The 12975-nt window shown below is 66.5% G+C and carries 11 protein-coding genes; 10 read left to right on the top strand and 1 reads right to left on the bottom strand.

Annotation, left to right across the window (positions count from 1 at the left end):
• From GUI70_RS02265 to GUI70_RS02255, 3 genes are all read left to right on the top strand, one after another.
• Entirely contained in the window at positions 1 to 453 is a 453-nt protein-coding gene (locus GUI70_RS02265; RefSeq protein WP_161880676.1) for a thioesterase family protein, read from the top strand.
• Positions 446 to 1945 (top strand): dihydrolipoamide acetyltransferase family protein, encoded by a 1500-nt coding sequence (locus GUI70_RS02260; protein ID WP_161880675.1) that lies wholly within the window; start codon positions 446 to 448, stop codon positions 1943 to 1945. Before GUI70_RS02265 ends, GUI70_RS02260 begins: the two co-directional genes overlap by 8 nt.
• Before the next feature lie 219 nt (positions 1946 to 2164).
• Complete coding sequence (locus GUI70_RS02255) at positions 2165 to 2506, top strand: hypothetical protein (RefSeq protein WP_161880674.1); 342 nt, start codon at positions 2165 to 2167, stop codon at positions 2504 to 2506.
• Between the two features lie 105 nt (positions 2507 to 2611).
• On the opposite strand, the gene GUI70_RS02250 is transcribed toward GUI70_RS02255, so the two are convergent.
• The gene (locus tag GUI70_RS02250) at positions 2612 to 4471 is read right to left on the bottom strand and encodes a glycoside hydrolase family 3 protein (protein ID WP_202630373.1); all 1860 of its coding nucleotides are present in this window, start codon (positions 4469 to 4471) and stop codon (positions 2612 to 2614) included.
• Positions 4472 to 4579: 108 nt separating this feature from the next.
• Here GUI70_RS02250 and GUI70_RS02245 point away from each other — a divergent pair, with 108 nt between their 5' ends.
• From GUI70_RS02245 to GUI70_RS02215, 7 genes are all read left to right on the top strand, one after another.
• The gene (locus GUI70_RS02245; RefSeq protein WP_161880672.1) at positions 4580 to 5356 is read left to right on the top strand and encodes an SDR family NAD(P)-dependent oxidoreductase; all 777 of its coding nucleotides are present in this window, start codon (positions 4580 to 4582) and stop codon (positions 5354 to 5356) included.
• Between the two features lie 185 nt (positions 5357 to 5541).
• Positions 5542 to 6078, top strand: coding sequence for a MarR family winged helix-turn-helix transcriptional regulator (locus GUI70_RS02240; protein ID WP_161880671.1), 537 nt, complete (start codon positions 5542 to 5544; stop codon positions 6076 to 6078).
• A gap of 57 nt (positions 6079 to 6135) precedes the next feature.
• The gene (locus tag GUI70_RS02235) at positions 6136 to 7566 is read left to right on the top strand and encodes a TolC family protein (RefSeq protein WP_161880670.1); all 1431 of its coding nucleotides are present in this window, start codon (positions 6136 to 6138) and stop codon (positions 7564 to 7566) included.
• A gap of 34 nt (positions 7567 to 7600) precedes the next feature.
• Positions 7601 to 8638, top strand: coding sequence for a TolC family protein (locus GUI70_RS02230; protein WP_161880669.1), 1038 nt, complete (start codon positions 7601 to 7603; stop codon positions 8636 to 8638).
• Positions 8639 to 8699: 61 nt separating this feature from the next.
• On the top strand, positions 8700 to 10286 hold the full coding sequence (locus tag GUI70_RS02225) for a DHA2 family efflux MFS transporter permease subunit (RefSeq protein ID WP_161880668.1): 1587 nt from the start codon (positions 8700 to 8702) through the stop codon (positions 10284 to 10286).
• Positions 10287 to 10349: 63 nt separating this feature from the next.
• Positions 10350 to 12161: an efflux RND transporter periplasmic adaptor subunit gene (locus GUI70_RS02220; RefSeq protein WP_161880667.1), complete on the top strand. Its 1812-nt coding sequence runs from the start codon at positions 10350 to 10352 to the stop codon at positions 12159 to 12161.
• A gap of 149 nt (positions 12162 to 12310) precedes the next feature.
• Entirely contained in the window at positions 12311 to 12958 is a 648-nt protein-coding gene (locus GUI70_RS02215) for a methyltransferase domain-containing protein (protein ID WP_161880666.1), read from the top strand.
• Positions 12959 to 12975: the final 17 nt, after the last annotated feature.

The raw sequence follows: 12975 nt of genomic DNA, 5'->3' as shown, positions 1-12975 counted from the left end.
GTGAAGCCTTTGCCGAACGGCACAACGGCCGAGCTCGACCTCACTGTGACAGACAGCATGACCGTACAGTTTGACGAGCTGGGCGCTGGCCACCCGGTCTACGCGACCTACTGGATCGCCAAGCATTTCGAGGAGGCCGGGCGCAAATTGCTGGTGCCGTTTCTGGAAACGGGCGACGGCGGCATCGGCACCGAGGTCCATGTCAACCATCTGGCCTCGGCACTGCCGGGCATGCAGGTTAAGGTCACGGCGACGGCGCTCAGAACCGAGGGCCGCCGCCTTTACGCCGATTTGAAAGCCGTCTCGGAACTCGGCGACGTGGTCGCCACCGGGCAGACCGTGCAGTACATCACCGACGCCGGGCGATTGGAGAGCAATTTCGAGACGCTGCGGCGACGCTGGGCCGAGCACAAAGGCGCTGCACCACAAGACAAGGAGAACACTCATGCGTGATCTGACGCTGCCCACCCTGGCCGAATCGGTCGTGGAAGGGGAAATTCTGAGCTGGCTGGTGGAGGAAGGCGACCTCATCGAGGAAGGTCAGCCGGTCCTGGAAGTCATGACCGACAAGGTGACGGTGGAGTTGCCCGCGCCGTTCGGAGGTCGCATCGTCAAACGGATGGTGCAGGTGGGCGACATCGTGCCGGTGCATGGCGTGCTGGCCCAGGTGGAAGAAGTCGGCGCGGTGGGCGAACAGGCCCCGGCTCCCGCTGCCCAGACGCCCGCTCCCCAGACTCCGGCGAACCCGGCTCCCGCTGCCTCCAACCCCGAGCGGGCCGCCGCCGAGATGAAAGACGAGCGCAGCATCATCGAGGGGTCGGCGGCCAAGCAGAGCGATCCCGGCAAAGCCAAAGCGGCGTTTGCCGGGTTCAACCGGAGTGCAGCAGGTCCGGCGGTGGCGACCAAACCCGTACCCACTACGCCCGCGCCGCCCACGACCGCCGGACTGGCCGAAACCTCGCCCGCGCCGGGGCAGGTCCGGGCCGTGCCGTCCGCCCGGCGACTGGCCCGCGAACTGGGCGTCTCGATTGCCGAGGTGATGGGCAGCGGCCCCAACGGTCGGGTGCGGCCCGGCGACGTGCAGGCGCACGCCCAGGCGCCGCAGGTTCAGATGCCCCCGAGTCAGGCTCCAGCGCTTCAAACCCAAGTTCAGCCCGCTGCAAAATCAGGCGGCGCCGCCGACTGGCCGCCCACCGCGCCGCCCGCTTACCGCACGCCTGCCGGGTACGAGTCGCGCGAAACCCGCACGCCGTTCCGGGGGATGCGCCGCGCCACCAGCCAGGGGTTGCTGGCCGCCACGCTGCACAGCGCCCAGACCCACACCATCGAGGAACTCGACTGCACCAACCTGATGGCGCTGCGCGACGAACTCAAGGCCGACGCCCAGCAGCAGGGCGTCAAGCTCTCGTACCTGCCGTTCTTTTTGAAGGCGGCCAGCATCGCCCTGCGCGAGTTCCCGGCGGTCAACAGCAGCCTGGATACGGCGGCGGGTGAGGTGGTCTACAAGAACTTCGTGCATCTGGGCATGGCGGTCAACACCGAGGCGGGGCTGGTGGTGCCGGTGATCCGAGACGTGGACCAGAAGGGGGTGCTGGCACTGGCCCGCGAGGTTGGTGAGCTGGCCGAGAAGGCCCGCAGCAACACGCTGAAGCCACAGGAAATGGCCGACGCCACCTTCACCGTGTCGAATATCGGCTCGGTGGGATCGATGATGGGCGTACCGATCGTCTCGCCCCCGGCGGCGGGCATCATGTCGGTCCACAGCATCACCAAGCGGGCAGTGGTCTTGGAGGAAGGCGGCCAGGACATCATCGCCATCCGGCCCATGATGTACCTGACCCTGAGCTTCGATCACCGACTGGTCGACGGTGCAGACGCGGCACGGTTTCTGAAAAAAGTGCTGTGGCTGCTGGAGAAACCTTCGCGGCTGGTGCTGCAGGGCTAAACAGGTTCGAACGGCACAGCGGCGGGCGGCTTCTTCAGTGGAAGGGCCGCCCGCCGCTTTTCATTTCTCTTCCTGTAAGAGCCGCGTGATGGAAGAGTCGCTAGCGTCAGAACCAACAAATCCAGCGTTGCCCAGATGAATCTCCGGCTGAGAGCCGTTATCCGTAATTCATCGGGACAGAAAAACGTTTCACCACTTCCAACGGCTCCAAAGGATCCTATGACCCTAAAATCTGCTCTGCTCATTTCTCTGTTACTCGCCTCCACCTCTGTGGCCCAGAGCAACATGGTCAGCGGACGGCTTCACTTCTTCAACGATGCGGGAACATTCATGCTCGATCTCGGGGTGGACGGGATCAACAGCAGCTTCAGCGGCAAGTTGAGCGGCGTCAAGACCAAGGAAGGCTCGGCCGCCGCCATCAGAAAACTCATTCCCACAGATGCCCGCTTACAGTTCAAGGTGACCAAGGTCAGCAGCTACCCCGAGGGCCTGTTGTACTTCAACGGCAAGGACCTCGCCTCGTGGCTCGTCTCGAAGGGCCTGGCGACCCGCATTCCGTAAAGCCGGAACACCGAATGGACAAGCAGCTGGGCGTCTGAGACACCACCGGTCTCTCGGACGCCCAGCTCCCTTGAATGTGAAGCGCTCAGCCGTTCATTTCGCCGTTCACTTCTCCAGCCCGAAGCCGTAAGCAAACAGCGGCGCGCCCATGTCCCTGGGTTTGCCCACCGGCACCTGGGCCATCGATCTGGGCCAGCTGAACGACAGTTTACCGGTGAATTTGGTGTTTCCGAACAGCGCATCGGCCACGCCCTCGCCCTCGCTGCCCGGCAGCCAGGCGGCCACCAGCGCGCCCATTCTCGGCAACTGGTCGGTGAGAATCAGCGGGCGGCCGGACACCGTGACGACCACGCACCGCACCGCGCTGCACACCGCGTTGACGGCGGCCTGATCTCGCGGACTGAGGGTGAGCGACGAGCGGTCGCCCTGGCCCTCGGCGTAAGGCGTTTCTCCCACCACCACGATGCCCACGTCGTAGCCCTTGACTTGGGCGGGCGTGATGTCGTTTGACCGGCTGTCGAGGTAATCGACCTTTGTCTGTGCGCTGACCGCCGCCCGGATACCGGCCAGGATGGTTGTGCCGGTGGTGCCCACGTTGTTGCCGCTCTTGCCCTGCCAGGTCACGCTCCAGCCGCCGAGCTGGTTGCCGAGGTCGGCGGCGTTGCTGCCGGTGACGAGCAGGCGCGGGGTGGATTTGGAGATCGGCAAGACGCCCTGATTTTTCAGGAGCACCAGCGATTCCTGTACCGCCTTGCGGGCCAGTGCCTTATGCTCGGCAGAACCGAAGGTCGCAGCCAGCGTCCGGTCTGTCAGGGGATGCTCGAAGACGCCGAAGCGGAACTTCTGAATCAGGATGCGGCGCACGGCGTCGTCGATGCGGGTCACCGGGACGCGGCCGGCCGTGACCTCCGCTGTCAGGGTGTCGATGAAGCGCGGGTAGTCGTTGGGCACCATCACCATGTCCAGCCCGGCGTTGATGGCGCTGCGAACCGAGAGGGCGTAGTCCGGCGAGATCTGGTCGATGCCGGCCCAGTCGGAAATGACGAAACCCTGAAAGCCCAGTTCGCCTTTCAGCACGTCGGTGATCAGATGCTTGTCGCCGTGCATCTTGAGCCCGTTCACACTCGAAAACGACACCATCACGCTGGCAACGCCCTGCTTGACGGCGGCCTGGAACGGCGGCAGGTGCAGGCGGCGCAGATCGGTTTCGCTCAGGCGGGTGTCGCCCTGATCGAGCAGGTAATCGGGGTTGGTGGACGTGTCGAAGGTGGTGCCGCCGTCACCGACGAAGTGCTTGGCGGTGGCCAGAATGCTCGCGGGGGTGCCGGCTGTGCCCTGATAACCGCTGATCTCGCTCGACAGCAGCGTCGCCAGTTCGGGGCGCTCGCCGAAGCTCTCGTAGGTCCGGCCCCAGCGAACATCGCGCGCCACGCACAGGCAGGGGCTGAAGGTCCAGTTGACCCCGGTGGCGGCGACCTCCTCAGCGGTGGCGCGGCCAATCGATTGCACCAGCGCCGCGTCACGGGTGGCCCCCAGCCCGATATTGTGCGGGTAGAGCGTCGCGCCGGGCACGTTGTTGTGGCCGTGAACCGCGTCCGCACCGTAGAGCAGCGGAATCTTGAGCCGGGTCGAGAGTGCTTGCTGCTGAAAGCCGTCGATCATGTCGGCCCAGCCTGCCGGGGTGTTGTCGGCCGGGCCGCTGCCGCCGCCGGAGAGCAGGCTGCCCAGAAAGTAGCGGGCGATGTCCTGCGGGTCCTTGATGGCCCCGCGCTCGGCCTGGGTCATCTGCCCGATCTTCTCGGCCAGGCTCAGGCGTCCCAGCAGATCGGCGGCGCGGGCCTCGGGCGTGAGCTGGGCGTTCTGGTAGGGCAACACGCCGGGCACAGCCGACTGGGTGGCTGCAGACTGAGCAGCGGTGAGCGGGGCAGCGGACAGCAGAGACAGGGTAAGGAGGGGCAGCAACATTCGCATGAATGACCTCGGCAACACAACAGATTTGAATTCCGCTCGCCAGCGTAGCGCGGCTGACCCCTGGGGCAGGTGAACCGACCTGGAATGTGGCAGGCTGAGCGCATGACTCCTTCTGCTCGCCCGCGCGTCACCGTCATCACTGGAGCGGCCCAGGGCATTGGCCGCCGCACCGCCGAACTGTGCGCCGAGCGCGGCGACGCCCTGGCGCTGCTCGACTTGCAAGCTTCTTCCCTGCCCGCCGGGGCCGACGCCATCTCACTGGTCGGCGACCTCAGCGACGAGGCGGTCGTTGTGGCCCACACCCAGGCGATCATGCAGCGCTGGGGACGGGTGGACAGCCTGGTCAACAATGCCGGGATCAGCTTCATCACGCCTGCCGAGGACACCACTGCCGCCAGCTTCCGGCGGGTACTGGACGTGAACCTGACGGCCCCCTTCCTGCTCAGCCGCGAACTCGGCCGGGTGATGCTCTCGCAGCGCTCGGGGCGCATCGTGAATGTGGCCTCGGTGGCGGGACTGCTGGGCATCAGTGACCGGGCCGCCTACAACGCCAGCAAGCACGGCCTGATTGGCCTGACCCGCACGCTGGCCGCCGAGTGGGGCGCGCGCGGGGTACAGGTCAACGCGGTGTGCCCCGGCTGGGTCAAGACCGAGATGGACATTCACGACATGGGATCGGGTGCCTACACCGACGCCGACATCGAAGGCCGGGTGCCGATGAAGCGCTTCGCCACGCCCGACGACATCGCCCGCGCCATTCTTTATTTGACGGACGAACAGGCCAGTTCGTTCGTCAACGGCGTCACCCTCAGCGTGGACGGCGGCTGGGCGGCGGACGGCAGTTGGGAGAATCTGCGGCGCGGCAAGCAACTGCTCTGAGCTCCCGCTGACACGCAAAAATACCCGGAAAAATAACGTCAAAATGAAGCCAGTTTAGATGTAGGAACGTTTACAGTTCGATTGCTTGAGAGGTATAAGCTACCGCCGTGAAACAGTTTCGCGGTGGAAATAAATTTGAGCTCCGCGAGGCGGTCCAGGAAGAAACACGACCAGAACCGGAGGTGATGTCCACCGCAGAACCGATGCAGCTCGAGGTGCTGCTCACCCTGATGGACGAGTTCGGGCGCATCAAGCTGAACTTGCAGGACATCACGCCGCAGTGGAGCCGCCGGATGCACCAGCAGCTTCAGGCTGCCGGAATGAAACTGGCAGACGGCGAGGAACAGATCGGCCTGCTCAGGCAGTTTCACCGCGCTTACCGGCTGCTCGGCTCCGCGGAGGCGGGCGTGCGGATGAGCGAGGTCAGCGAGCGCCTCGGCATTCCGCTGAGCAGCGCCAGCCGCACCGTCGAGCAACTGGTGCAGCGCGGACTGCTGACCCGGCGGCCCGATCAGCACGACCGCCGGATGGTGCTGGTCAGCGTGACGCCACTGGGCCAGACCGTCTTCGATATCTTCGACGCCGCGTTTCGCCGCCACCTGGGCGACCTGCTCGGCCAGCTCAGCATCGAGGAGCGCGGCCAACTGCTGCACCTCGGCCAGCGCCTCTTTGCAATCTGGAGCGCGGCAGTGCATGACGACTCCGGCACACCGCTTCCCTGAACCGACCCTCACCTTCGTTCCCGCTCCACCGGATGTTTGCTTTTTTGGAGGTTGTCCTTGTTCCAGCGACGTTCTTTCCAGAGTCTTTCCTGGCACGGCCTGCTGCTGACGGCGGCGCTGCTCGGTGCGGCGCGGGCTCAGCAGGCCGCGCCGACGTCCCCCGAACCGGCCCCAGCCCAGACCGACCCTGTCCAGACGGCAGCGACCACGCCCGCACTGCCAGTCGCCACATTCGGCCAACTCTTCGGCGCGCTGCAAAATTATCCCAGCCTGGTGCAGGCGCGGCTGGCGGTGCAGGCGGCCCAGACCCAGCAAGACAGCACAGCATTTCCGGTCAGTGCCTCGGCGTCGGGCAACCTCATTGATCTGGCCAACGTGGACCCCACGCCCGCCGTGTGTGCCACGTCGCCGCTGGCCCTGCTGACCAGCCCCTGCGCACCGATTGGCGGCGTGACCAGCACCCTGAACCTGACCGTGCGGGCCACGCCGCTGCCGGTGGGCGACACGGCAGCCCGCCAGCAGCAGGCCGCGCTCGCCACCGAGCAGGCCCGGCTCGGCTACGCCTCGGCGCTGAGCGCCCTGGAGGCTCAGGCGGTGCTGGCAGCTGAGCGGGTGCAGCTCAGCCAGATTGCCCTCACCCTGGCGGGTCAGGCCCAGGTCGCCGCGCAGCTGGCGCTGCAAACCGCCCAGAACCGGGTCGCGGGCGGCGGCGCGACGGACATCGACCTGGCCCAGGCGCAACTGGTGCTGGGGCAGGCCCAGAGCGGCGCGGCGCAGGCCCAGGACAACCTGACGGTGGCCCGCGCCGCGCTGCAGGATTTGATCGGCAGTGGGAACGCGCCCAGTCTGCCCGCCGTGACGCCGCCTGCCAGCGGCACTCCCGCCAGCGTGCAGCAGGCCCGGTTCGGCGTGCGCCGAGCCCAGATCGTACAGGCGCAGGTGAGCTGGGACGCCCTGCCAAATGTGCAGGCCAGTTACACCCACTCCATCTCCGACACCGCCGGGGTAGGCGTCTCAGTGGATTCGCACAACCTCTCGCCCGCCGTGAATTTCAGCTATGCGCCGCGCATGCCGCCGCTGAACCGGGTGCGCGACCAGTTCAGTCTGGGGGTCAATTTCGACGCCTCGGCCAGCAGCTTCAGCGCGCCGGGCCTGGCCCAGAACGCGCTGGATCAGGCCCAGGCCGGGCTGGAGACGGCCCGCCGCCAGGCCGAGTTGCAACTGGCCGGACTGAACGCCGCCTACGCTCAGGCACAGCGGCAGCGGACGTTGGCCCAGCAAGCGCTCAGCCTAGCCCAGCAACAGCAGCAAAACGCCGCTGCCCGCCAGGACCTCGGCCTCAGCGCGCCGCTGGACGTCGCCCAGGCCAGCGCGGCGGCTTACCAGGCCCAGGTCGCGCTCGGTCAGGCGCAACTCAATGAAACCGACGCCGCCCTGAAGTTCTACGCCTTCTTCGCCCTGCCGCTCGACGGCGCGGCCCGCCCCTGATCTGCCCTTCCCCTTCATCCCACGAGGTCACGCTATGAAACGAACCTTCCCTGCCCTGCTGCCGCTCACCTTCGCCCTTTCCCTGCTGGGTGCCGCTCAGGCCCAGGCCGCCAGCCTGACGCTGAATAGCGCGCTGGCCCAGAGTGCCGCCCAGCCCAGCGTGACCGCCGCCCGCGCCAGCCTGGTGACCGCCCAGGGCGACTACGCCAAGGCCAAGGTCGATCCGCTGGCAACCAAGGTGACGCTGCTCAAGGCCCAGCAGGCCTACGATCTGGCGGTGGCCAACGTGAAAGCCGCCGATGCCCAGGCTGACAGCCAGATCGTGACCGCCTACACCCAGGTTCTGGAAGCGCAGGACGCCGTGAAGCTCACCCGCGCCGCACTCGATTTGGCTCAGAAGGGCGCGCAGGTGGCCCAGACCCAGTATGAGAAGGGCGGCGGCACCCAGATCAGCGCGCAGGTGGCCCAGAACCAGGTGCAGGCCGCCCAACAGGCCGCCCAGGTCGCTCAGGACGGCCTGGCGCTCGCCACCGCCAATCTGCGCAGCCTGGTCGGCAACTTCACGGCGGTGGCCCCGGTTCCGGTGAGCGCCATGCCCGCTTCGGTGGGCGCGAACACCGTGGAAGACGTCCTGGGCCGCAACCCGACGCTGATTCAGGCCCAGCAGGGGACGGCAGCGCTGCAACTGCAAGTCAATTTGCTCGACCCCCTGGCGGTGTCGGCCTCGCAGATCAATACCCTCAAAACCCAGCTTCAACAGGTCCAGTCCGGTGCGGCCACCGCCGAGCGCGGCTTCAGGATTCAGACCCAGGGGCTTTACAACAGCTACCTGCAGGCCGGGAAAAACCGCGCCGTCAAGCAGGCCGCGCTGGCCAACGCCGACAGGCAGCTCAACGCCGACCAGGACCGCTTCGCCAAGGGCCTGATCTCACAGCTCAGCTTGCTGCAAAGCCAGATCGCCCAGCAGCAGGCCGCGCTCGCCAAGGAGCAGGCCGACGACGCGGCCCTGAGCGCCTACTACGCCCTGCTGGCCGGACCCGGCGGCGTCGGCGGGGCCGCAAGTGGCCGCTAGCCCCTGTGGCCGCTGACCGCCGCCCCCGAGTTCACCGGCTTCACGCTGACTGGAGAACGCTATGACCGCTGCCGCCCCTGCGCCTGCCCAACAACCGTCCATCGCCAGCGGGCAACTCGTCCGCTGGCAGGCTCCGCTGCTGATTCTGGTGATCGGCGCGTTCATGGCCGTGCTCGACACCAGCATCGTGAACGTGGCGCTGCCCGACATGATCAATGTGTTCGGAGTCGATCAGGCGGGCATCGAATGGGTGTCGACCGCCTACACGCTGGCCCTGGGCGTGGTCACGCCGCTCTCGGGCTGGCTGGGCGCCAAATTCGGCATCCGCAACATGTACATGGTCGCGCTGATCATCTTCACCATCGGCTCGGCGCTGTGCGCGTTTTCGTGGAACCTCAACAGCATGATTGCCTTCCGCATCGTGCAGGCCGTGGGCGGCGGCCTGATCATGCCTGCCGTGCAGGCCATGATGATCCGGATGGTGCCGCGCAATCAGCTCGGCGCGGCGGGCGGCATCTTCGGTATGGCGGTGCTCCTGGCTCCCGCTATCGGCCCCACGCTGGGCGGTTACCTGGTCGAGTTCGTCGACTGGCGCTGGATTTTCACCATCAATATTCCGGTTGGTGTCATCGCCATTTTCCTGGCGCTGCGCGGCGTGCCGAACGTGCCGCCCACCCCCACCCAGGCGTTCGACTGGTGGGGCGCGGCGGCGATCGCCACCTCATTGTTCGCCCTGCTGCTCGCCACCTCGGAAGGCAGTTCGTGGGGCTGGGGATCGGAAAGCATCGTCTTGCTGCTGTATGTCAGCGCCGTCAGCATGGCCTTTTTCATCTGGTGGGAGCTGCACATTCCGCATCCGCTGCTCAACTTGCGCCTGTTCAAGTACCGCAGCTTCGCGATTGCCAACCTGCTGCTGATGGTCATCAGTATCTCGCTGTTCGGGGTGCTGTTTTATCTGCCGGTCTACATGCAGAGCATTCGAGGGCTGGGGGCCTTTCAGTCCGGCTACCTGCAATTGCCGCCCGCGCTGCTGACCGGATTGGTGATGCCGTTCGCCGGACGACTCTACGACCGGGTCGGGCCGCGCGTGCTGGTACCAGTGGGACTCTTATTCATCGCGCTGGGCATGTATTTCTTCCGGCAACTGACCATCGAGACAGCCTTCTTCTCGATTATCTGGTGGAACTGCGTGCGCTCGGTCGGCATGGGGCTGGCCATGATTCCCACCCAGTCAGCCGCCGTCTCGGAAATCCCACCGATGCAGGCGGGGCAAGCCAGCGCCATCACCAACGTCGTCAACCGGCTCGGCGGCGCGTTCGGCGTGGTGCTGATGGTGCAACTGTTCGACCACTACAACCACATCCAGCAAAGCGGCTATGCCAATCTGCTCCAGCAGGGCAACGTGCCGCAGCAAAACGCCGTTCAGCAGGCCATCGCTCGGCTTCAGGCCAGCGGCCTCGACCTGGCCCACGCCCAGGCAGCCTTCAGCGCCCTGCTGCAACGCCAGATCGGCACCACCGTCTTCACCAACACCTTCGACATCGTGATGGTCATCATCGCCCTGGCCCTGGTGGTCTGCGCGGTGGCGGCCCTGGCCCTCAAGAAGGGCAAGGTGGCGGCAGAACCAGGCCACGCGGCCATGGACTGAAGCGGTAAGAGAGTCCACTGCTCCACTCCACACCCACATTCAGCATTTTTGAGAGGGAACACCATGACAGCCGCACAAACACCCGAAATCAAAACGCCAGAGGTCGCCGCCAAGCCGACGCCGCCGCGTCGCCGCGCCCTGGGCCTCACCGTGGGGCTGCTGGTGGTCCTCGGCGGCGGCGCAATCGCCTGGTGGTACGCCAGCAATGCCGCCAACCACGTCAGCACCGACAACGCCCGCGTGGCCGCCAACACCGCCAACATCGTGCCGGAGATTCCGGGGCGGGTGTTGCAGTGGAACGTGGCGGTGGGCAGCACTGTCACGGCGGGACAGGTCATCGGGCAGATCGATACCTCCACGGTGGCCCAGTCGAGCGCCGCCAACGCCGGGGCACTCTCGCAGACCGCGCCGCTGACCGCCTCGCGCTCCTTGATTCGCGCGCCGATCAGCGGGCAGGTCATTCAGTCCACGGCGCTGATCGGGCAACTGGTCAACACCGGGCAGTCGCTGGCAGTCATCGCCGACGATTCGAGCGCCTACGTTTCGGCCAACGTCAAGGAGGCCGACATCGGCAAGGTCAAGCTCGGCCAGCCGGTGCATGTGACGCTCGACGCCCTGCCGGGGCAGACCCTCGACGGCCGGGTGCAGCAGATCGGGCAGGCCACCGCCAGCACCTTCTCGCTGCTGCCCAGCGGCGGAGCCGACAACGGCAACTTCACCAAAGTGGCCCAGGTCATCCCGGTATCGGTGTATCTGAGCAAGGTGGACCGCTCCAAGCTGCTGCCCGGATCGAGCGCCAGCGTCACCATCGATCTGAAAGACCCGCCCAGCACGCCCACCAGCGTCAAGACAACAAAGGCCGCGCCCGCGCCGCTGAAGGTGCAGCTCAGCGTGGTCGGCACCCTGACCTCCGGCAACGACGTGACCATCGCCGCGCAGCTCGCGGGCAACGTCACCCAGGTCGCGGCGCAGGTCGGCGACAAGGTGAGCAAGGGCGAGGTGCTGGCCCGCATTGACGACAGCACCCTGCGTGCCCAGCTCGCCGGAGCGCAGGCCACGCTGAGTCAGGTTCAGAACGGCGGCGACTCGGCGCAGGCCAACCTGAGACTGGCGGCCAGCACCCTCGACCGGGTGTCGGCGGTCTACAAGCTCGGCGGCGTCTCCAGGCAGGACCTGCTGAATGCCCAGACCCAGTACACCAACGCCCAGGTCGCGGCCCAGAATGCGGGCGGCGGCGCGGTGCAGGCGGCCCAGGCCACGGTGCAGAACCTCAAACTGATGATCGGTAAGGCCGTGATCACCAGCCCGATCGACGGCGTGGTCTCGGCCAGGAACGTGGAGGTCGGTGAGGTGGCGGCTCCCGGCGTCCCGCTGATGACCATCGTGCAGAGCGACCCGCGCAAGATCGTCGCGACCATTCCGGCGGCGCAGGCCAATCTGCTCAAGACCGGCCAGCCGGTGCAGGTTAAGTTCGACGCTTTCCCCAACCGTAAGTATGCGGCCAAGCTCACGGCCATCAATCCCACCTCGGTGGCGACTGGCGACTTCTACCCGATTGAGGCCCGGCTTGATGCCGCCAACACCGAACTCAGAGCAGGCATGGTCGCCACCGGCACCATCAACGCCGAGGTCAGCGCCGATTCGCCGGTCGTGCCGAGCAGCGCGATTGCCCGCATCGGCGCGCAGAACTACGTGTACGTCGTCAAGGCGGGCAAAGCGGTGCGCACGCCGGTGCAGACCGGTTTGAGCGGCAGCAGCGGCGCAGCGGAAAGCACAGACGAGATCACCCTGACGTCCGGCGTGCCGAGCGGCGCAGTAATCGTGCAGAGCGACGTGAACGCCCTGTGGGACGGCGCTCCGGTGACGGCGCAGTAAAGCAGGCCACCAGATACAGGTCCGTGCAGGACCAAGCGGGGGAACGGCACTCAGGTGTTCGTTCCCCTTTCTGCTGGGCTGACGGCAGGCGGCGAACGTTGCGTCCCGGCCTACAGCGCGCCGGGGCAAGGCGGGCGACACTATCAGGCATGGCCGACTCCCTGGATGATTTGCCGCGCACCGCGTTCCGGCGGCAGGACGAAACCCCCGACGAGCTGTTCTACCGCCAGCCGCGCTTCGTGACCCATATCGACGACGGAGCCATCGACGCCGTCACCCAGCTCTACCGTGAGTTCTTCCCAGCGGACGGGCGCATTCTCGATCTGATGAGCAGCTGGATCAGCCACCTGCCGCCGGAGGTGACCTACCGCCAAGTGGTCGGGCTGGGCCTCAATGCCGCAGAACTGGAGCGCAATCCTCGGCTCGACGCCCACATCGTTCAGAACCTCAACACCACGCCGCAGCTTCCTTTTGAGGACAACTCGTTCGACGCGGCCGGCCTGACTGTCTCGGTGGATTACCTGACCGACCCGGTGGCGGTGCTGCGCGATCTAGGCCGGGTAGTCGTGAGCGGCGGGTCAGTGGTGATCAGCTTCTCGAACCGCTGCTTTCCCAGCAAGGCGGTGGCGATCTGGCATCAGTTGACCAGCGCCGGGCAGCTCAATCTGGTGGCCGGGTATTTGCGCTCGGCGGGCAACTGGGGCGACATTCAACAGCTCGACCGCAGCCCGCAGCGCGGCAAGCGCGGCGGCGACCCGCTGTTCGCGGTGGTGGGCCGGGTGCTCAAGGGCGGTTGAGGCGCGGGACACAGCCT

Origin of the sequence: Deinococcus alpinitundrae, from assembly GCF_009982895.1 — a bacterium.
In the GTDB taxonomy this organism is placed as follows: domain Bacteria; phylum Deinococcota; class Deinococci; order Deinococcales; family Deinococcaceae; genus Deinococcus; species Deinococcus alpinitundrae.
This window is presented reverse-complemented; position numbering and strand designations above follow the sequence as displayed.